Source organism: Streptomyces sp. CA189, from assembly GCF_056428985.1.
The window spans coordinates 42,910-62,281 of sequence record NZ_JBWJVM010000053.1 but is presented as its reverse complement, the minus strand read 5'-3'; the positions used below and the strand labels follow the sequence as shown (position 1 = coordinate 62,281).

16 protein-coding genes and 4 tRNA genes are annotated in these 19,372 nt (G+C 70.8%); 9 read left to right on the top strand and 11 right to left on the bottom strand.

Annotation, left to right across the window (positions count from 1 at the left end; translation table 11 throughout):
- Positions 1–171 precede the first annotated feature (171 nt).
- The 4 genes from AC061S_RS30520 to AC061S_RS30505 form a co-directional block, all read right to left on the bottom strand.
- On the bottom strand, positions 172–2,598 hold the full coding sequence (locus AC061S_RS30520; RefSeq protein ID WP_478689105.1) for a DEAD/DEAH box helicase: 2,427 nt from the start codon (positions 2,596–2,598) through the stop codon (positions 172–174).
- A gap of 279 nt (positions 2,599–2,877) precedes the next feature.
- Positions 2,878–3,360, bottom strand: a complete 483-nt coding sequence (locus tag AC061S_RS30515; RefSeq protein ID WP_478689104.1) for a hypothetical protein — start codon at positions 3,358–3,360, stop codon at positions 2,878–2,880.
- A 204-nt stretch (positions 3,361–3,564) separates the two neighbouring features.
- Complete coding sequence (gene crcB, locus AC061S_RS30510) at positions 3,565–3,939, bottom strand: fluoride efflux transporter CrcB (RefSeq protein ID WP_478689103.1); 375 nt, start codon at positions 3,937–3,939, stop codon at positions 3,565–3,567.
- Positions 3,936–4,451, bottom strand: coding sequence for a FluC/FEX family fluoride channel (locus AC061S_RS30505; RefSeq protein ID WP_478689102.1), 516 nt, complete (start codon positions 4,449–4,451; stop codon positions 3,936–3,938). The genes crcB and AC061S_RS30505 overlap by 4 nt, the downstream gene beginning before the upstream one ends.
- Before the next feature lie 135 nt (positions 4,452–4,586).
- On the opposite strand from AC061S_RS30505, the gene AC061S_RS30500 reads away from it, so the two are divergent.
- The 4 genes from AC061S_RS30500 to AC061S_RS30485 all read left to right on the top strand — a co-directional run bounded on the left by AC061S_RS30500 (position 4,587) and on the right by AC061S_RS30485 (position 5,355).
- Complete coding sequence (locus tag AC061S_RS30500) at positions 4,587–4,937, top strand: metallopeptidase family protein (RefSeq protein ID WP_382748751.1); 351 nt, start codon at positions 4,587–4,589, stop codon at positions 4,935–4,937.
- 133 nt (positions 4,938–5,070) lie between these two features.
- A tRNA-Glu gene (locus AC061S_RS30495) sits at positions 5,071–5,143 on the top strand.
- A gap of 39 nt (positions 5,144–5,182) precedes the next feature.
- Positions 5,183–5,256: transfer RNA gene (locus AC061S_RS30490), tRNA-Asp, on the top strand.
- A 22-nt stretch (positions 5,257–5,278) separates the two neighbouring features.
- Positions 5,279–5,355: transfer RNA gene (locus AC061S_RS30485), tRNA-Phe, on the top strand.
- A gap of 42 nt (positions 5,356–5,397) precedes the next feature.
- On the opposite strand, the gene AC061S_RS30480 is transcribed toward AC061S_RS30485, so the two are convergent.
- The 3 genes from AC061S_RS30480 to AC061S_RS30470 form a co-directional block, all read right to left on the bottom strand.
- Positions 5,398–6,240, bottom strand: coding sequence for a cytochrome c biogenesis CcdA family protein (locus AC061S_RS30480; RefSeq protein WP_478689101.1), 843 nt, complete (start codon positions 6,238–6,240; stop codon positions 5,398–5,400).
- Positions 6,237–6,998: a DsbA family protein gene (locus AC061S_RS30475; RefSeq protein ID WP_478689100.1), complete on the bottom strand. Its 762-nt coding sequence runs from the start codon at positions 6,996–6,998 to the stop codon at positions 6,237–6,239. The genes AC061S_RS30480 and AC061S_RS30475 overlap by 4 nt, the downstream gene beginning before the upstream one ends.
- Positions 6,999–7,066: 68 nt before the next feature.
- Entirely contained in the window at positions 7,067–7,579 is a 513-nt protein-coding gene (locus tag AC061S_RS30470) for a hypothetical protein (protein WP_478689099.1), read from the bottom strand.
- Between the two features lie 161 nt (positions 7,580–7,740).
- Here AC061S_RS30470 and hrpA point away from each other — a divergent pair, with 161 nt between their 5' ends.
- Positions 7,741–11,676 (top strand): ATP-dependent RNA helicase HrpA, encoded by a 3,936-nt coding sequence (hrpA, locus tag AC061S_RS30465; protein ID WP_478689098.1) that lies wholly within the window; start codon positions 7,741–7,743, stop codon positions 11,674–11,676.
- A gap of 69 nt (positions 11,677–11,745) precedes the next feature.
- Positions 11,746–11,819, top strand: a tRNA-Asp gene (locus tag AC061S_RS30460).
- Positions 11,820–12,547: 728 nt separating this feature from the next.
- Here the strand turns inward: AC061S_RS30460 and bldC are convergent.
- Both bldC and AC061S_RS30450 read right to left on the bottom strand, forming a co-directional pair.
- The gene (gene bldC, locus AC061S_RS30455) at positions 12,548–12,754 is read right to left on the bottom strand and encodes a developmental transcriptional regulator BldC (protein WP_003949541.1); all 207 of its coding nucleotides are present in this window, start codon (positions 12,752–12,754) and stop codon (positions 12,548–12,550) included.
- A 637-nt stretch (positions 12,755–13,391) separates the two neighbouring features.
- On the bottom strand, positions 13,392–14,222 hold the full coding sequence (locus tag AC061S_RS30450) for a DUF8083 family protein (protein ID WP_478689107.1): 831 nt from the start codon (positions 14,220–14,222) through the stop codon (positions 13,392–13,394).
- A gap of 217 nt (positions 14,223–14,439) precedes the next feature.
- On the opposite strand from AC061S_RS30450, the gene AC061S_RS30445 reads away from it, so the two are divergent.
- Positions 14,440–15,549, top strand: a complete 1,110-nt coding sequence (locus AC061S_RS30445) for a Leu/Phe/Val dehydrogenase (protein ID WP_478689097.1) — start codon at positions 14,440–14,442, stop codon at positions 15,547–15,549.
- A gap of 299 nt (positions 15,550–15,848) precedes the next feature.
- Positions 15,849–16,115: a DUF3073 domain-containing protein gene (locus tag AC061S_RS30440; protein WP_266878982.1), complete on the top strand. Its 267-nt coding sequence runs from the start codon at positions 15,849–15,851 to the stop codon at positions 16,113–16,115.
- 157 nt (positions 16,116–16,272) lie between these two features.
- Here AC061S_RS30440 and purM read toward each other — a convergent pair whose 3' ends face one another.
- Positions 16,273–17,343: a phosphoribosylformylglycinamidine cyclo-ligase gene (gene purM, locus AC061S_RS30435; protein ID WP_478689096.1), complete on the bottom strand. Its 1,071-nt coding sequence runs from the start codon at positions 17,341–17,343 to the stop codon at positions 16,273–16,275.
- Positions 17,344–17,504: 161 nt separating this feature from the next.
- The gene (gene purF / locus AC061S_RS30430) at positions 17,505–19,022 is read right to left on the bottom strand and encodes an amidophosphoribosyltransferase (protein WP_327253640.1); all 1,518 of its coding nucleotides are present in this window, start codon (positions 19,020–19,022) and stop codon (positions 17,505–17,507) included.
- 148 nt (positions 19,023–19,170) lie between these two features.
- On the opposite strand from purF, the gene AC061S_RS30425 reads away from it, so the two are divergent.
- Positions 19,171–19,266 carry a putative leader peptide gene (locus tag AC061S_RS30425; RefSeq protein ID WP_323187867.1) on the top strand — a complete coding sequence of 32 codons (96 nt, stop codon included), beginning with the start codon at positions 19,171–19,173 and terminating at the stop codon, positions 19,264–19,266.
- Positions 19,267–19,372 lie beyond the last annotated feature (106 nt).

The following is a 19,372-nucleotide window of genomic DNA, read 5'->3' as shown; positions in this document are numbered from 1 at the left end:
GTCGCCGCCCAGCTCAACGGCCGACCACGCAAAACGCTCGGCTGGGAAACCCCAGCCGAGCGCCTGCATAAACTCCTCGCGGCCTGAACAACCAACCACGTGTTGCGACGACCCCTAGAAACCGCCGGGTGTCGTAGGGGCCCTGTCAGGCAATCAGTTCAGCGGCTGGTCTCAGCCGTTGCGCTTCCAGCGGGGCTTGTCGTCGCGGCGGCCGAAGGAGGAGCCGCCGGTCGAGCCGGAGCCGGAGGGGCGGTTGTCGTCGCGACGGCCGTACGGGCGGTCGCCGCCGGCGGCCGGACGGTCGCCACCGGAGCGGAAGCCGCCCGAGGGACGGTCGTCGCGGCGGAAGCCACCACCGGTGGGACGGTCGCCGCCGGAGCGGAAGCCACCGCCGGCCGGACGGTCGCCACCGGAGCGGAAGCCGCCGCCGGTGGGACGGTCGCCACCGGAGCGGAAGCCGCCACGGTCGCCACCGCGGTCGTCACGGTTGAAGCCACCGGACGGACGGTCGTCGCGGCGGAAGCCACCACGGTCGCCGCCACGGTCGTCACGGTTGAAGCCACCCGAGGGGCGGTCGTCGCGGCGGAAGCCACCACCGGTGGGACGGTCGCCACCGGAGCGGAAGCCACCGCCGGCCGGACGGTCGCCACCGGAGCGGAAGCCGCCGCCGGTGGGACGGTCGCCACCGGAGCGGAAGCCGCCACGGTCGCCACCGCGGTCGTCACGGTTGAAGCCACCCGAGGGGCGGTCGTCGCGACGGAAGCCACCACCGGTCGGACGGTCGCCGCCGGAGCGGAAGCCGCCACGGTCGCCACCGCGGTCACCACGGTCGTCACGGCGGAAGCCGCCACGGTCGCCGCCACGGTCACCACGGTCACCACGGTCGTCGCGACGGTTGTCACGGCGCTCGTAGTTGCCGCGGTCGTCACGGCTCTGGAACGCGGGGCGCTCCTCCGCGACCGGCTCGGCCACGGCTGCCGCGACCTCGGCCTCGGCGGCCTCGACCACCTCGGCGACAGCGGCCTCGGGGTCCTCGCCGCGCTCGCGCGCGGAGCGGGCGACCAGGCGGTCGGCCTCCTCGCGCAGCTCGACGGCACGGCGCGAAAGGCGCTCAAGCTGCTTGGTCAGGTCGGCGACCTCGCGCTCGGCCTGCTTCGCGGCGTTGTTCGCGGAGTCGGCCTGGACCTGGGTCAGCGAACGGGCACCGGTGATCTCGGCGACCTCGGGGTCGAAGGCGCCGACGCCCTGGACGATGTGGCGCGAGGCGTCGACGCCCGCGTCCTCCATCAGGCGGAAGATCTGGCGGCGCTGGTGCGGGAGCGCCAGGGAGACGACCACGCCCGACTTGCCGGCGCGGGCGGTACGGCCCGAGCGGTGCAGGTAGTCCTTGTGGTCGCCGGCCGGGTCCACGTTCAGGACCAGGTCGATGCCGTCGACGTGGATGCCGCGGGCGGCGACGTCGGTGGCGACGAGCGCGTTGACGTAGCCGTCCTTGAAGTCCGCGAGGACGCGGGTGCGGGCACCCTGCGTCATGCCGCCGTGCAGCGCGTCGGCCTTCACGCCGGACTCGATGAGCTGCTCGGCGATGCGGTCGGCGCCCAGCTGGGTGCGGACGAAGATGATGGTGCGGCCCTTGCGGGCGGCGATGGCGGCCGTGACCGGCGCCTTGTCCTTCGGCTTCACGACGAGGACGTGGTGCGTCATGGTCGTGACGTTGCCCTGCGCGCTGTCCACCTCGTGCGTGACGGGGTTGGTCAGGTAGCGCTTGACCAGGGTGCCGATCTCGTTCTCCATGGTGGCGGAGAAGAGCATGCGCTGGCCGCCGCCGGGGATCTGGTCGAGCAGCTCGGTGACCTCGGGCAGGAAGCCCAGGTCCGCCATCTGGTCGGCCTCGTCGAGGACCGCGACCTGGACGTTCGCCAGGGAGCAGGCGCCGCGGTTGATGATGTCGCGCAGACGGCCCGGGGTGGCGACGAGGACGTCGACACCGCGCTCCAGAGCGAAGATCTGGTTGCTCATGGAGGTACCGCCGCAGACGACCTTCATCTTGAGGCCGAGCACGTCGCCGTAGGGCTGCAGAGCGTCCGCGACCTGCATCGCGAGCTCACGCGTCGGCGTCAGGATGATCGCGCGGGGCTTCTTCTTCTCGGTGTGCCCGCCGGCCAGCGAGGCCAGGGTCGGCAGACCGAAGGAGAGGGTCTTGCCGGAGCCGGTGCGGCCTCGGCCGAGGATGTCCTTGCCGGCCAGGGCGTCCGGGATGGTCGCGGCCTGGATCGGGAAGGGCGCGGTGACACCGTTCTGCGCGAGCTTGCGCACGATGCCTTCCGGCAGACCGAGGTCGCCGAAGGTCAGGGTGGGCTCGGCGTCGGCGTCGGCGTCGTCATCGGACGCGGCGTCGTCGAAGTCTTCGGTGGAGTCCTCGAAGGAGTCGTCGGACTCGTCGGACCCGTGGTTCGTCACGTCGGCCTCGAGGGCCTCGATGATCTCGTCGGCGACTACGGCCTCGATGGCCTCGGTGACCGCAAGGGTCTCGGCGTCGACGATCTCGTTGGAGTCGTTCTCGGGCATGACGGAACGGTCAGAACTGGAAATGGACATGCGAAATGCGAAACCTTCCGGAGTCTCGGCACGCGCCCAAACTCCGTGAATTCGCAAATCGACCGCCTCAATGCGGTCAGCCACGGCTGGGGAGAGTACGCGCCACGCGGCGCTCTTCGGAGTCGGCGCCGGGCAATGGGATCAAACGATCTATAACCATACGCACCCTCCCCGGGGTCTGGCAAGTTCCTCCCCCGAAGACGGCGCTGACCTGCGGAAACACCATCCGCCCGCCAGGGCTTGGCGGGCGGATCGGGCCGGGTCCGAGCCGGGACCGGCCTAGGGCTGGGTGCCCGGATCGCTCGACGGCTCGGGCTGCGGGGACTCCGGAGCCGGTGTGGGTTCCGTCACTGGCGGAGAGGGGACCGGCGGGGCGGGGCTCGGCGGCTCCGGGGTCGGGGAGGCGGGCTGGCCGCCACCGGAGGAGCCGCCTCCGCCGGAGCCCGATCCGGACCCGGAACCGCCCGCCGGGGGCTGCTGGGGGCCCTGGCCGCCGGCTCCGCCACCCGGACCGGCCGACGGCGAGGGGGCTCCGGGCGGACCGGCCGGCGCGCCCGGGCTGGGGGAGGCCCCGGCCGCGCCGGAGACGCTCCCGGGCGCCCCGGCCTTGCCGTCCTGGTTCCCCGTACCGCCCTTCGCGCCGGGGCCGCCGCCCTGGGTCCCGGCGTTCTTCCCGGACGAGGAGCCGCCGCCGGACTTGCCGCCCTGGAGGCCCGTCGGCGCGGAGGGCCCGGGCTTCGCGGCGTCCTCCCCGACACTCATGCAGCCCGCGGTCGCCACCACCGCGAGTGCGGCGACGGCGAGGCGGAGCGACCGGGGGGATCGGAGGGAAGCGGACAACTGGCGCACGGGGCACCTCCGGAACGCTGGCAAGGGTCCGCGGTGAGCGGGTCAGTGTGCCCAACTCCCTCTGCCCCGTAAGGGACACGCCCCAACACGCCGCAAGGAAGGACGGGCGGCGCACCCTCAGGCGAACAGGTGTCCCGCCACCTGATGGCCGAGCGTGACCCCACCCAGCCCGACCAGCACCGAGGCCGCCACATTGGCCACCGCCAGGAACGTCCAGCCCCGCTCCGCAAGGCGCAGCGTCTCGTAGGAGAACGTCGAGTAGGTGCTCAGTGCCCCGCAGAGCCCCGTACCGAGCAGCAGGTTCAGCCGCGAGGAGGCGGCCCCGTCCAGCACCGCCCCGGTCAGCGCCCCCAGCACCAGGGAGGCGGCCGCGTTCACCACGAAGGTCCCCCAGGGGAAGACCGAGTCGTGCCGCGCCTGCACCGCGCGGTCGGTGAGGTACCGCAGGGGCGCCCCGACGGCGGCGCCCACCATGACGATCAGCCAGTTCATCCCCGGCCCCGGCCCCGGCCCCGGCCTCGGTCCGGGGCCCGCCCCGGGCCGTCGCCGACCGCGCGCCGGGTGATCACGGCCGCCGCCCACACGGCGCCCAGCGCCCCGGCCACCGTGAGCCCGGCGTACGCCAGCGCCGTACCGGCCTCACCGGCGTCGAGCAGCCGCGCGAAGTCCACCGCGTAGGTGGAGAAGGTGGTGAACCCGCCGAGCACGCCGACCCCGAGGAAGGGCCGTACGAGCGGATGCGCCGAGCGGCTGCCCTCGCTGATCAGCACCATGAGGACGCCGATGAGCGCGCAGCCCGCCACGTTGATCCAGAAGGTCCCCCACGGGAAGGCCCCGGGAGCGGCCGGCCACAGCAGCCCGACCCCGTACCGCGCAGCGGCGCCCACGGCACCGCCCGCCGCCACGGCGGCGAGCACCCGGCGCTGCGGTTCGGCGTGCTGCGCCGGCACGTGGAGGTCCACGTCCGGGTCGATGGCCTCGGCCCCCTCGGCCGGCCGGGTCATCCGCGCTCCGCCTCGTCTGTCGCCACCGGCCCATTCTCGCGCGCCGGGTCCGGGCCCGCCGGAGAGGAGCCGCCGGAAAGGAGCCTCCGGAACACGGTCCGCCGCAATCGGACCGCGGCACGGGAGAATGGCCCCGTGCTGGAGATGACGCGTGACGCGTTCGAAGAGCTGGTGGCCGAAGCGCTGGACTCGATCCCCGAGGAGCTGACCCGGGTCATGGACAACGTGGCCGTCTTCGTGGAGGACGAGCCCGCCGCCGACGACCCCGAACTGCTCGGCCTCTACGAGGGGACCCCGCTCACGGAGCGCGGCGAGTGGTACGCCGGGGTCCTGCCCGACCGGATCTCGATCTACATGGGGCCGACGCTGCGGATGTGCGAGAGCACCGAGGAGGTGGTCCACGAGGTCGCCGTGACGGTGGTCCACGAGATCGCCCACCACTTCGGCATCGACGACGAGCGGCTCCACGAACTCGGCTGGGGTTGACCCCTCGGGCCGTGTCCGGCCCGCCCCGGACCCGCCCCGGACCCGCCCGCCGAAACCGTTTTGGCGATCGCCGCCGGGATCCCATATGCTTCTCACGTCCCCGACGCGCTGGAAAGTGCCCGGCGGGCCTTTAGCCCTCATCGTCTAGTGGCCCAGGACGCCGCCCTTTCAAGGCGGTAGCACGGGTTCGAATCCCGTTGGGGGTACGCATTACCGTGTGCGAGACTTGTTCTCGCACATTGCAAGGACCTGTGGAGCAGTTGGTTAGCTCGCCACCCTGTCAAGGTGGAGGTCGCGGGTTCAAGTCCCGTCAGGTTCGCTGAGGCCGGAAACGGTTTCGTGGCTGGGTAGCTCAGTTGGTACGAGCGATCGCCTGAAAAGCGATAGGTCGCCGGTTCGACCCCGGCCCCAGCCACCAGAGAATCGAGAAGGCCCCGTCCATCGGACGGGGCCTTCTTCGTCATTCCGTACCGGCCTCCGCCGCCGCCCGGGCCCGCCGGCGCCACTGCGCCAGGCCCGTGCCCGCCGCCGCCAGGGCCACCAGCCCGAGCAGCGCCCAGTCCGGAACCGCGTCCGCCACGGCCTGCACCCGCTGCTCCACCGCGAACGAATCGTCCACGTCCAGCAGCCCCGGCAGGGCGCTCGCCCCGTCGTACGCCAGGAACAGCGCGCCGAGCAGGATGAAGAACAGGCCCGAGGCCAGCGAGGTCGTGTGCAGTTCGAAGCGGCCGACCGAGAAGGCGCGGCCGCGCAGCCAGCGCCGGCGCCCCAGGTCGAAGCGCTCCCAGAGCAGTGCCAGCACGAACAGCGGCACGGCCATGCCCAGCGCGTACACCGCCAGCAGCAGGCCTCCGTAGACCGGGCTGCCGCTGACCGCCGCCACCGTCAGGACGCTGCCGAGGATGGGACCGGCGCAGAAGCCGGCCAGGCCGTAGACCGCGCCCAGCGCGTACACCGACAGGGCGGTGGTCGGCCGGATCCTCCCCGACAGCTCCGAGATCCGCTTTGAGGCGAAGCCCAGGCCGAGGATCTGGGCGAGCCCGAGCCCGATGATCAGCCAGCCGCCGAACAGCACGAGCCCCTCGCGGTGGCCGTGGAAGAACCGCCCGGCGTACGAACCGGCCGCCCCGAGCGGTACGAGGGTGCTCGCGAGGCCCGCGTAGAAGATCCCGGTGCGCGCCAGCAGCCGCGAGGTGGAGTCGATGGAGTACGCGAAGAAGGCGGGCAGGAGCAGCGCGCTGCACGGGCTGAGCAGCGCGAGGAGGCCGCCGAGCAGGGCGGCCAGATATCCGACGTCGGTCACTTCGCGGCCGCCTGCGCCTGCGCCTTGGCCTTGGCGATGGCGGCGTCGAAGGCCGCCGGGGGCTGGGCTCCGGCGATGGGCTGCCCGTTGATCAGGAAGGACGGCGTGGAGGTGACACCGATGCGGTACCCCTCCTCCTGGTCCTTCGCCAGCGCGGCGGCGGCCTGCTCCCCGGCCATGTCCTTCGTGAAGCGCTCCAGGTCCGGGACCCCGGCCTCGCGCGCCAGCTCGGTCAGCCGCTCCGTGCCGAAGCCCTTCTCCTTGGCGCCCTCGGCGTACGCGGCGGCGTGGAACTGCGCGAAGCGGTCCTGCTGCCCCGCCGCCCAGGCGGCCTTGGCGGCCGCCTCGGAGTCGGCGCCGAAGATCGGGAAGTTGCGCCACTCGATGCGCAGGGTGCCGTCCGCCACGTACTTCTTCACCAGCTCGGGCTCGGTGTCGCGGGCGAACTTGCCGCAGTAGCCGCACTTGAAGTCGGAGTACTCGATCAGGACGACCGGGGCGTCGGCCCGGCCGACGGCGAGCTTGTCCCCGGATTCCCGGCGGGCCAGGGCCTTGAGCTGCGCGGCGGGGTCGGCGGTGGATCCGGTCTCGGGAGCGGAAGCCGCGGACGACCGGGCGGTGCCGGGGGTGACGTTGTCGGGTTTGGTGGCCTGCCAGGAGACGAGGCCGAGGGTGACGGCGGCGAGGGCGACCCCGGCGGAGATCAGCAGCGGCTTGCGGGAGGAAGAGGAAGGAGAAGGAGAAGGGGAAGGGGACATGCGGGTGCTCCAGAGCTGTGCGGGACGGGCGGGGCGAGGCGGACCGGCGGCTGATGCGGCCGGTCCTCCTAGACCCGCATCACGGACAGCTCCAGCGGTGACGGCGCCGACTGGCCGGGCCCCCGTACGAGGACCCGTACGGGTATCGCCGGCGACGGGACCGCCACCTCGGGCCCCGGCCTCGCGGGCGGGGCCTGGGCCTGCGCCTGGTCGGACCCGGCCCGCGCCGGCAGGCCCGGTGCGCCGTCCCGGCCGGGGAACCCCGGGGCGCAGGCGGGCCCGCCCGGACCGGCGGAGCCCGGCTCCGCAGGCGAGGCGGGAACGGAGCCCGGCTGCGCAGGGGCCAAGGCCCGCACCGACCCCCGCCGGGTGGCTGCGGGAGCCCCGGCGACCGAGACGGCCGGGGCGACTGAGACGGCCGGGGCCACCAGGGCCGGCAGGGCAACCGGGGCTACCGGGACCGCCAGGCCCACCGTGGCCCGGGCGGTCGCCGGGCGGGCGGCCGCCTGAAAGGTCCCGGCCAGCAGGGCCCAGCCCAGCAGCACCGCGAACACGCACGTGAGGCGGCGGCTGCGGGACATCGGGGGCGGCCTCTCACTGGGACGGCGTCGGGGACATCGACGGGGACATGTCGGGGGGACACATCGGGGTAACGCTCGGCGGACTCGTCCCGAAATGGTACGGGTCGGCCCCACAAATGCGTTCGCCACCCGGCACCTGCGGGTGAGATCCTCGACCAGGTATGTCTACTTCCTTCGCCGCCCTGCAGACGCTTCTCGGTGAGATCTCCCTCCGTGACGCGCACCGCCTCGGCCGCCGCCTCGAAGGCGCCCGCCGCATCCGCAAGCCCGAGGCCAAGCAGGCCGTGCTCGACGAGATCGCCGCGGAGGCCGAAACGGCCGCCGCGCGACTGGCCAAGCGCGCCTCGCGGAAGCCCGAGGTCACGTATCCCGAGAACCTTCCCGTCAGCCAGAAGAAGGACGAGATCGCCGAGGCGATACGCGACCACCAGGTCGTGATCGTCGCGGGCGAGACCGGCTCCGGCAAGACCACGCAGATCCCCAAGATCTGCATGGAGCTGGGGCGCGGGGTCCGGGGCATGATCGGGCACACCCAGCCCCGCCGGATCGCGGCCCGCACGGTCGCGGAGCGCATCGCGGAGGAGCTGAAGTCCGAGATCGGCCAGACCGTCGGCTGGAAGGTCCGGTTCACCGACCAGGTGGACCAGGACGCGACCTTCGTGAAGCTGATGACGGACGGCATCCTGCTCGCCGAGATCCAGACGGACCGCGAGCTGCGCGCGTACGACACGATCATCATCGACGAGGCCCACGAGCGGTCGCTGAACATCGACTTCCTGCTCGGCTACCTCGCCACGCTGCTGCCCAAGCGCCCCGACCTCAAGGTGATCATCACCTCGGCGACCATCGACCCGGAGCGCTTCTCCCGGCACTTCGGCGAGGCCCCGATCGTCGAGGTCAGCGGCCGGACGTATCCGGTGGAGGTGCGGTACCGCCCACTCCTGGAAGACGATTCCGAGGACTCCGACCGCGACCAGATCACCGCGATCTGCGAGGCCGTGGACGAGCTCCAGGCGGAAGGCCCGGGCGACGTCCTGGTCTTCCTCTCCGGCGAGCGCGAGATCCGCGACACGGCGGACGCGCTGGAGAAGCGCAAGCTCCGCCTGACCGAGGTCCTCCCCCTCTACGCGCGCCTCTCGCACGCCGAGCAGCACCGGGTCTTCCAGCAGCACACCGGGCGACGGATCGTCCTCGCGACCAACGTCGCCGAGACCTCCCTCACCGTCCCCGGCATCAAGTACGTGATCGACCCGGGCACCGCCCGCATCTCGCGCTACAGCCACCGCACCAAGGTCCAGCGGCTGCCCATCGAGCGGATCTCGCAGGCCAGCGCCAACCAGCGCAAGGGCCGCTGCGGCCGTACCAGCGACGGCATCTGCATCCGCCTCTACTCCGAGGACGACTTCCTGACCCGTCCGGAGTTCACGGACGCCGAGATCCTGCGCACGAACCTCGCCTCCGTCATCCTCCAGATGACCGCGGCCGGCCTCGGCGAGATCGAGAAGTTCCCCTTCATCGACCCGCCGGACCACCGCAACATCCGCGACGGCGTGCAGCTCCTCCAGGAGCTCGGCGCGCTCGACCCGGACGAGAAGGACCACAAGAAGCGGCTCACCCCGATGGGCCGCCAGCTCTCCCAGCTCCCGGTGGACCCGCGCCTCGCCCGCATGGTGGTGGAGGCGGACAAGAACAACTGCGTCCGCGAGGTCATGGTCATCGCGGCGGCCCTGTCCATCCAGGACCCGCGTGAGCGGCCCTCGGACAAGCAGACGCAGGCCGACCAGAACCACGCCCGGTTCAAGGACGAGACGAGCGACTTCCTCTCGTTCCTGAACATGTGGCGCTACGTCCGGGAGCAGCAGAAGGAACGCGGCTCGTCCTCCTTCCGCCGCATGTGCAAGCAGGAGTACCTGAACTTCCTCCGGATCCGCGAATGGCAGGACATCTATTCGCAACTGCGTACGGTCGCCAAGTCCATGGGCATCCACGTCAACGAGGCCGACGCCCCCGAGACGAGCGTGCACATCTCCCTGCTCGCCGGCCTGCTGTCGCACATCGGGCTGAAGGACACGGACAAGAACGAGTACCTGGGCGCCCGGTCGGCCAAGTTCGCGATCTTCCCGGGCTCCTCGCTGTTCAAGAAGCAGCCGAAGTTCCTGATGTCGGCCGAGCTGGTGGAGACCTCGCGGCTGTGGGCCCGGGTGAACGCCAAGGTGGAGCCGGAATGGGTGGAGCCGCTCGCCCAGCACCTGATCAAGCGCACGTACAGCGAGCCGCACTGGGAGAAGGACCAGGCGGCGGTGATGGCCTTCGAGAAGGTCACGCTGTACGGCGTGCCGATCGTCGCGCAGCGGAAGATCAACTACGGCCGGATCGACGCCGAGGTCTCGCGCGATCTGTTCATTCGCAACGCCCTGGTCGAGGGCGACTGGCGGACCCACCACAAGTTCTACGCCGACAACCGCAAGCTCCTCACCGAGGTGGAGGAGCTGGAGAACCGGGCCCGGCGCCGCGACATCGTGGTCGACGACGAGACGCTCTTCGACTTCTACGACCAGCGGATCCCCGAGCACGTGGTCTCCGGGGCGCACTTCGACTCCTGGTGGAAGCACAAGAAGCGCGACGAGCCCGAACTGCTCGACTTCGAGCGGGAGATGCTCCTGACGGAGAAGGCGGCCGGGGTCACCAAGGCCGACTATCCGGACTCCTGGACGCAGGGCCGGCTGAAGTTCCGGGTGACCTACCAGTTCGAGCCGGGCGCGGACGCGGACGGCGTGACCGTCCACATCCCGCTCCAGGTGCTGAACCAGGTCACGGACGAGGGCTTCGACTGGCAGATCCCGGGCCTGCGCGAGGAGGTGGTCACGGAGCTGATCCGTTCCCTCCCCAAGCCGATCCGGCGGCACTACGTGCCCGCGCCGAACTTCGCGACCCGCTTCCTGGCCACCTCGCACCCGCTGCAGGAGCCCCTGCACGTGACGCTGGCGCGGGAGCTCCAGCGGATGGTCGGGGTCCCGGTCACCGCCGAGGACTTCGACCTGACCCGGATCCCCGACCACCTGAAGATCACCTTCCGGATCGTCGACGAGCGCCGCAAGAACCTCGCCGAGGCCAAGGACCTGGAGGCCCTGCGGCTCCAGCTCAAGCCCAAGGCCCGCCAGGCCCTCTCGCAGGCCGCCGCGGCCAGCGCCGAGCGCGAGGGCGGGGAGTCGGTGGAGAAGACCGGGCTGACGGACTGGACGATCGGCGCGCTGACCAAGGTCTTCGAGACCCGCCGGGCCGGCCAGCCGGTGAAGGCGTACCCGGCGCTCGTGGACGCCGGTACGAGCGTCTCCGTACGCCTCTTCGACACCGAGGCCGAGCAGCATCAGGCGATGCGGCTCGGGACCCGGCGGCTGATCCTGCTCAACATCACGGTGAACCCGGCGAAGTTCGCCTCGGACCACCTGAGCAACCAGCAGAAGCTCGCGCTGTCGCGCAATCCGCACGGCTCCATCCAGGCGCTGTTCGACGACTGCGCGACCGCGGCGGCCGACCACCTGATCGCGCGGCACGGCGGCCCGGCGTGGGACGAGGCGGGCTTCCGCAAGCTCTACGAGGCCGTGCGGACCGACCTGGTGGACACGACCGTACGGACGATCACGCAGGTGCAGCAGGTGCTGGCCGCCTGGCAGGCCTGCGAACGCCGCCTGAAGACCACGGCCAGCCTCGCCCTGGTGGCCAACGTCCAGGACGTCAAGACGCAGCTCGCGGCCCTCATGCCGGCCGGCTTCGTCACGCTCACCGGACTGCGCCGGCTGCCGGACCTGATGCGCTACCTGGTGGCCATCGACCGGCGGCTCCAGCAGATGCCCACGGGCGTCCAGCGCGACACCACGCGCATGGAGAAGGTCCACGAGATGCGGGACGAGTACCTGTGGCTGCTGGAGCAGTTGCCGAAGGGCAGGCCGGTCCCCGCGGAGGTCACCGAGATCCGCTGGATGATCGAGGAACTGCGGGTCAGCTACTTCGCGCACGCCCTCGGAACGGCCTATCCGATCTCCGACAAGCGCATCGTGAAGGCGGTGGACGCGGCGGCCCCGGGACCCGCTCGGTGATCGGGTTCGACTGCACCCCCTGAGCTGCGGTACAGTCTGATTCGCAGCCGCCCAGCGGCCGCAAATCAAGGACCTGTGGAGCAGTTGGTTAGCTCGCCACCCTGTCAAGGTGGAGGTCGCGGGTTCAAGTCCCGTCAGGTTCGCAAGATCGTCAGGGCCCGCATCCCCAGGGATGCGGGCCCTGACGCGTTTCCGGCACCGGCTTGCGGGATGCGGGGTCGAGCCGCAGGGCCGAGTACGGGGACTCCCGGCATCGGCGGCGCCCCACCAGGTCACCCCACGGCCCCGATTGAGCCTCTGGGGCACCCTGGACCTCACCGGGCCCCTCACGGCGCCCCCAGAGCCGCCTGGAGGCCCGCCGCGGGCCCCGGCCGAACTCCGCCCGCACCCCCTACCCGGAAGCCCTGCCGGAGCCTTGCCCGGAACCCCGCCGAAGCCGGCCCCGAAGCCGGCCCCGCCGCCCGCGCCCGCGCCCGCTCCGGCCCCGTCACCCCATCGCGGCCGCGAAATCGCCCGTCCGGATGATGCGCTCTGCGCGGCACGCCCCTTTACGGGGTGGATTGCCTGATCCACAAGAGTGATCATCTGTGACGGGAGTCACCCCGTGTGTTTTTGAGACGCACTCTTTTATGGGGCTCATACGCCCACTCGATTTTATATGTGCCATTGCACCCACCCCGGCCGGCTCCGCACACCAGCTCGATAACCCCCTGACCAGGGCATAAAAAAGATCGCGCTGGACCCGGCGGAGTCCAGCGCGATCGAACGACTGATGAACCTGTTGGGGCAGGTCCGGCCGTTTGAAGCCATGTGGGGCTCATCGGATTGGGGGACCCGATATAGACCCGGCAATAAGTGGTGCTGCGGAACCTCAGGCCTCGCTGCGCTGCTGCGGAATTCCCGCAAGCAGTGCGCGGACCTCAGCCTCGCGGTAGCGGCGGTGTCCACCCAGGGTGCGGATGGACGTGAGCTTGCCAGCCTTGGCCCAACGGGTGACCGTCTTCGGGTCCACGCGGAACATCGTGGCAACCTCAGCCGGGGTCAGCAGCGGCTCGGCATCAGGGGTGCGAGCGGTCATGAGCGGCCTCCTCGGGAGAACCGAACCATCTCGGTTCTTTCCTTTAAATTCTGCACCTTGGCCCACGTTGCCCGAAATGGACATACGTGGGCCGAGTCGGTTATAGGACGAACGGCTTGTCCTCGGCACTACAACTACACCATCCGTCCAGCCTCGACGGCCAAACCGATGGAATTGCCCTCCGAGGTGTTCATCAGCGGCGGAAGCCGATGGACCGTCCCATAACGGACAGTCACCCCACTGTGACGATCAGTCACAGAGCGATCAGGAGTCGTCAGACCCCCCGTAGAGTGCAATACCGAGCATTCCGCCCTTAGTTGGACGGAAGGAACCCTCCCCGGACTCCTTGTCCTATTTTGGCACGAGGGTAGGGGAAGGGCGCAAGGGTGTAGAAAGTGCGGTCCGTCACGCTTGGGCCAATGGCCCGTATCGGGACGTAGGTCCCGGAACAAAGACCCAAAAGAGGGCATCACGGCCTTGAGCTGGCCGTTCTCTTCCGTGCTCGGCCGATCGACGGATGGACAACCGCGCCCGGAGTCGCTACTCGAGTCTCGCAGGTCACTCGGACCCCCAGGATCACCCGGATAACGGACATCACCGGCATCACGGGGGTCACCGGGTTCCGGAACCTGACGCCTCAGTTGGCGAAGAGTCTCTCCCGGACCGCCCGCCACCGCTCCGCCAGGGCCCCGTACGTCCGCGCCGCCCCGTCCCGGTCCCCGGCCCGCAGGGCCGCGAGCCCCGCCGCCAGGTCCGCCGCCGAGTGGTCGGCCTCCAGCCGGTCCGCCGGCAGGGCGTGCAGGAGCCCGCCGTAGTCCAGCTCCACCATCGAGCGGGGGTGGAACTCCTCCAGCCAGCTCCCGACCTCCACCAGCCCCTCGGCGAGCATTCCGTACCCCTCCGCCTCCCGCAGGGTCCGCAGCCCCCGTGCGAGCCGGCGCCGGGCCTGCACCATCGGCGTCCGGTAGCGCAGCCCCTCGCCCGGCACGTACTCCCGCTCCTCGTCGGCCACCAGCACGAACCAGCGCAGCGGCACCTGCCAGACACCCGTACGGATCCACGGCCGCGCGTCGGGGTTCCGCCCGCGCCAGGCCTCGTACTCCTCGGCCGCGCGGCGGCGGGCGGCCGCGGGCAGGGCGGCGTCGAGCACCGGGAGCGGGAAGTCGGCCACCAGCTCCTGGAGCGCGAGCCAGCCGCGCAGCCGCGTACGCCAGGGGCAGACCAGCAGGACCCCGTCGACCTCGGCGGTGAAGGCGTCCGCGCTTTCGTGCGCCGGGACCCCGACCACGGGCACCCGTACCAAATCCACCAGCGACCGACGCAGTTCGTCCTGGGCCGTCGGGGTGGCCCCGCGCCGGGCGTAGTCGGCCCAGTGGGTGCGCTCGGGCTCCGGGAAGGCCGTCAGGGGCTCGTAGACCCGCAGGTAGGAGGCGTACGGGACGGCGGGGGCCGAGCGGGCGGACGGCAGCCGGGGATCGGGGGATTCGCTCACGCTCTCGTACTCCCCCGCCCCGCCCGGCGCTACTCCGACGGCGGCCCCCGGCCCCGCCCGCGCGCCGGGCCGCCACCCCGGAACGTCCCGATCTCCGGACAGGGAGGATCGCGGGGCCCCACAGGTCTTACGCTGCTCCCAGCACGCCCTCCCCCACCCGCAGGGCGGGCGTCTTTCCCGCCGCATCTCATCCATGGGAGTCACCACCGTGACCGAAATGACCGACGGCGTCCTGCACACCCTGTTCCGCAGTGAACAGGGCGGCCACGAGCAAGTCGTGCTGTGCCAGGACCGAGCCTCCGGCCTGAAGGCCGTCATCGCGATCCACTCCACCGCCCTGGGCCCGGCCCTCGGCGGTACGCGCTTCCACGCGTACGCCTCCGACGAGGAGGCCGTCCTCGACGCGCTGAACCTCTCGCGCGGCATGTCGTACAAGAACGCGCTCGCCGGCCTCGACCTCGGCGGCGGCAAGGCCGTCATCATCGGCGACCCCGACGTCTTGAAGTCCGAGGAACTGCTGCTGGCCTACGGCCGGTTCGTGGAGTCCCTCGGCGGCCGCTACGTGACCGCCTGCGACGTCGGCACCTACGTGGCCGACATGGACGTCGTGGCCCGCGAGACCCGCTGGGCGACCGGCCGCTCCCCCGAGAACGGCGGCGCCGGCGACTCCTCGGTCCTCACCGCCTTCGGCGTCTTCCAGGGCATGCGCGCCAGCGCCCAGCACCTGTGGGGCGACCCGACCCTGCGCGGCCGCAAGGTCGGCGTCGCGGGCGTCGGCAAGGTCGGCCACCACCTGGTCGAGCACCTGCTGGAGGACGGCGCCGACGTCGTCATCACGGACGTCCGCGCCGAGTCCGTGCAGCGGATCTTGGACAAGCACCCGGGCAAGGTGACCGCCGTCGCCGACACCGCGGCGCTGATCCGCGTGGAGGGCCTGGACATCTACGCCCCCTGCGCGCTCGGCGGTGCCCTGAACGACGACTCCGTGCCCGCCCTCACCGCCAAGATCGTCTGCGGTGCGGCGAACAACCAGCTCGCCCACCCGGGCATCGAGAAGGACCTCGCGGACCGCGGGATCCTCTACGCGCCGGACTACGTGGTCAACGCGGGCGGGGTCATCCAGGTCGCCGACGAGCTGCGCGGCTTCGACTTCGACCGGTGCAAGGCCAAGGCCGCGAAGATCTTCGACACCACGCTGGAGATCTTCGCACGTGCGAAGGTGGACGGGATTCCGCCGGCCGCGGCGGCCGACCGCATCGCCGAGCAGCGGATGGCGGACGCCCGCACGACGCGCACCGCCTGACCCTCACGGGGCCCTCACGGGGCTTCCGGGGCGGCCCGTCGGGGCGCAGCGAGACGGAACTCACTGCGCTTCGGCGGGTCGCCCGTCAGGAAACGACTAAAATCGCAGCTGACCAGCGAGGACGGGGCGCCTTGCTGGTACTGCACCGGGGCGCGTCATGCGGGCGGCGTACCGTATGGCCGCGGAAGCAGGTACCGTTAAACCCCTACGGACGGTCTCTCCACGGAGAGCCCGCTCCGAACCATGAACGCGTGTCAGACTCTGGGGCCGTCGAGCCCCGTCACCGAGGGGGTCGAGCCATGGGGCGCGGCCGGGCAAAGGCCAAGCAGACGAAGGTCGCCCGCCAGCTGAAGTACAGCAGCGGCGGGACTGACTTGTCGCGTCTGGCCAATGAGCTGGGCGCATCGCACACGGAACCGCTGCCTGTCAGCGAGCCGGTCGTCGATGACGAGCTTGATGATGATGACGAGGACGACCCGTACGCCAAGTACGCGGAGCGCTACAACAGCGATGACGACGACGAGGACGAAGAGTCCGGTCCGTCCGTCTACCGTCGCGGTGCTTGACGCGCCAGTCGGCGTCGAACTCGCGGTGCGCTGATCCTCAGCAGCGGCACACAGCTTCACATGCACGGAAACCCGGTCCAGGGCATCGCCCCGGGCCGGGTTTCCGTGCTGTTCGCGCAGGTGGGAGCCGCGGCGTGAGCCGGGCTCCCGCAACCGGTCAGCTCGCGTAGTCGCCGGTCATGGTCGCGCCCTCGGTGTGGTCGCCACGGTCCAGGATCCCGCCCGCGACCCAGGCGTCGACGCCCCGGTCGGCCAGGGCGGTCAGGGCCACGTCCACCGACTCCTGCGGGACCACGGCCATCATGCCGACGCCCATGTTCAGGGTCTTCTCCAGCTCCAGGCGCTCCACCTGACCGGCCTTGCCGACCAGGTCGAAGATCGCGCCGGGGGTCCAGGTCGAGCGGTCGACCGTGGCGTGCAGGTGGTCCGGGATCACCCGGGCGAGGTTCGCCGCGAGGCCGCCGCCCGTGATGTGGGAGTAGGCGTGCACATCGGCCGTACGAGTGAGGGCCATGCAGTCCAGCGAGTAGATCTTGGTGGGCTCCAGCAGCTCCTCGCCGAGGGTCCGGCCGAGCTCCTCGACGTGGCCCTCCAGGGACATTCCGGCCCGGTCGAAGAGGACGTGGCGGACCAGCGAGTACCCGTTCGAGTGAAGACCGGAGGACGCCATCGCGATGACGGCGTCGCCCGTACGGATGCGATCGGCACCCAGCAGGCGGTCGTACTCGACGACGCCGGTGCCGGCGCCCGCCACGTCGAAGTCGTCCGGGCCCAGCAGCCCGGGGTGTTCGGCGGTCTCGCCGCCGACCAGGGCGCAGCCGGCCAGGACGCAGCCCTCGGCGATGCCCTTGACGATGGCCGCGACGCGCTCGGGGTGGACCTTGCCGACGCAGATGTAGTCGGTCATGAAGAGCGGCTCGGCGCCGCAGACGACGATGTCGTCCATGACCATCGCGACGAGGTCGTGGCCGATGGTGTCGTACACGCCCATGCGGCGGGCGATGTCCACCTTGGTGCCGACCCCGTCGGTGGCGGAGGCGAGCAGGGGGCGCTCGTAGCGCTTGAGGGCGGAGGCGTCGAAGAGGCCGGCGAACCCGCCGAGGCCGCCGAGGACCTCGGGGCGCTGCGTCTTCTTCACCCACTCCTTCATCAGCTCGACGGCGCGGTCTCCCGCGTCGATGTCCACGCCCGCGGCTGCGTAGCTGGCACCGGTGGTCTTCTCTGTCATGACAGGAGAGAGCTTTCGTGTCGTTGCTGCGTGTGGTGCGAGGCCCCGGAAAAGCCTGAAAGAGAAGGCCTCGCGCAGGTTGAGCAGGATGAGAGGGGGTTGGGAGGGCTTGCGGTCCGCGGGCTCGGACGAGCCCGCGGACCGTGGCGTTGCCTCAGGCCCTACGGGCGCCGGAGCGCGTCGGCGGCGTCGGTGCCGCCGGCCAGCTCCGACTCCAGAAGCTGCTTGCCCAGGAGCTGCGGGTCGGGCAGTTCCATGGGGTACACGCCGTCGAAGCAGGCACGGCAGAGGTTGGGCTTCTGGATGGTCGTCGCCTCGATCATCGAGTCGAGCGAGATGTACGAGAGCGAGTCCGCGCCCAGCGACGTGGCGATCTCGTCGACCGTCATGCCGTTGGCGATCAGCTCGGCCCGGGTGGCGAAGTCGATGCCGAAGAAGCACGGCCACTTCACCGGCGGCGAGGAGATCCGGATGTGGACCTCCGCCGCGCCGGCCTCACGGAGCATCTTGACCAGGGCGCGCTGGGTGTTGCCGCGGACGATCGAGTCGTCGACGACCACCAGGCGCTTGCCCCGGATGACTTCCTTGAGGGGGTTGAGCTTGAGACGGATGCCGAGCTGGCGGATCGTCTGCGAGGGCTGGATGAAGGTCCGGCCGACGTAGGCGTTCTTGACCAGGCCGACGCCGTACGGGATCCCGCTGGCCTCGGCGTAGCCGACGGCGGCGGGCGTGCCCGATTCCGGCGTCGATATCACCAGGTCCGCGTCGGCCGGGGCTTCCTTGGCCAGGCGCCGTCCCATCTCGACACGCGAGAGGTAGACGTTCCGGCCGGCGATGTCCGTGTCCGGGCGCGCCAGGTAGACGTACTCGAAGACACAGCCCTTGGGCTTTGCTTCCGCGAAGCGGGAGGTCCGCAGACCGTTCTCGTCGATCGCGATGAGCTCGCCCGGCTCGACCTCGCGGACGAAGCTGGCGCCGCAGATGTCGAGGGCGGCGGTCTCGCTCGCCACCACCCAGCCGCGCTCCAGGCGGCCGAGGACCAGCGGGCGGATGCCCTGCGGGTCACGGGCGGTGTAGAGCGTTCCCTCGTCCATGAAGACGAGCGAGAAGGCGCCCTTCACCTTCGGGAGGACCTTGGTGGCCGACTCCTCGATGGTCAGGGGCTTGCCGTCGTCGTCCGTCTGGCCGGCCAGCAGGGCGGTGACCAGGTCGGTGTCGTTGGTGGCCGCCACCTGGGTGGCGCGGCCGTCCTGACGGGGGAGGTCGGCGACCATCTCGGCCAACTCGGCGGTGTTCACCAGGTTGCCGTTGTGACCCAGGGCAATGGAGCCGTGGGCGGTCGCACGGAAGGTCGGCTGAGCGTTCTCCCAGACGGAGGCGCCAGTGGTCGAGTAGCGGGCGTGACCGACCGCGATATGACCCTGGAGCGAGCCGAGAGAGGTTTCGTCGAAGACTTGGGAAACGAGGCCCATGTCCTTGAAGACGAGGATCTGGGAACCGTTGCTCACAGCGATACCCGCGGACTCTTGTCCACGGTGCTGCAGTGCATACAGTCCGAAGTAGGTGAGCTTGGCGACCTCTTCACCCGGAGCCCAGACACCGAAGACGCCGCAAGCGTCCTGGGGGCCCTTTTCGCCGGGGAGCAGGTCGTGGTTGAGTCGTCCATCACCACGAGGCACGTCTCCGAGTGTAGGCGAGATCGACCACTGGTCCGAATTGGGGATGCCCGGGAAATGTCACAGCACGCAGGGTGACGGAACCTGTTCGTCTCAATATCCGGATTGCCCTGGTTGACAGTCGCCTGTGGTTTCGTACAAGCTCCGGCTCATGCAGCCTCTCGGTGACCGCACCGTCACCCTCGTCGCGCGCCGACACGTGGACCTCGTCCGTGTCGCCAGCGCCATCTGTCGCTGTTCTGCGTAGTCACACGCCGTATTTCCCTTTCCTTTTCTCCTTTCCCCGCCGCTTTCCGTCCGTCTTTGCTCCGGCGTGCCCTCCGCCGCGCCCTGCGCCGTCCCGCGCTGCCCGG

Bases quoted from the DNA above. Each gene is read 5' to 3' on its own strand.
- AC061S_RS30505 (WP_478689102.1), bottom strand. From the start codon at position 4,451: ATGACCCGGCCGGCCGAGGGGGCCGAGGCCATCGACCCGGACGTGGAC.
- purM (WP_478689096.1), bottom strand. From the start codon at position 17,343: ATGACAGAGAAGACCACCGGTGCCAGCTACGCAGCCGCGGGCGTGGAC.
- AC061S_RS30475 (WP_478689100.1), bottom strand. From the start codon at position 6,998: ATGTCCCCTTCCCCTTCTCCTTCTCCTTCCTCTTCCTCCCGCAAGCCG.
- AC061S_RS30440 (WP_266878982.1), top strand. From the start codon at position 15,849: ATGGGGCGCGGCCGGGCAAAGGCCAAGCAGACGAAGGTCGCCCGCCAG.
- AC061S_RS30515 (WP_478689104.1), bottom strand. From the start codon at position 3,360: ATGAGTGTCGGGGAGGACGCCGCGAAGCCCGGGCCCTCCGCGCCGACG.
- hrpA (WP_478689098.1), top strand. From the start codon at position 7,741: ATGTCTACTTCCTTCGCCGCCCTGCAGACGCTTCTCGGTGAGATCTCC.
- AC061S_RS30520 (WP_478689105.1), bottom strand. From the start codon at position 2,598: ATGTCCATTTCCAGTTCTGACCGTTCCGTCATGCCCGAGAACGACTCC.
- crcB (WP_478689103.1), bottom strand. From the start codon at position 3,939: ATGAACTGGCTGATCGTCATGGTGGGCGCCGCCGTCGGGGCGCCCCTG.
- bldC (WP_003949541.1), bottom strand. From the start codon at position 12,754: ATGACCGCTCGCACCCCTGATGCCGAGCCGCTGCTGACCCCGGCTGAG.
- AC061S_RS30425 (WP_323187867.1), top strand. From the start codon at position 19,171: ATGCAGCCTCTCGGTGACCGCACCGTCACCCTCGTCGCGCGCCGACAC.
- AC061S_RS30445 (WP_478689097.1), top strand. From the start codon at position 14,440: ATGGGAGTCACCACCGTGACCGAAATGACCGACGGCGTCCTGCACACC.
- AC061S_RS30470 (WP_478689099.1), bottom strand. From the start codon at position 7,579: ATGTCCCGCAGCCGCCGCCTCACGTGCGTGTTCGCGGTGCTGCTGGGC.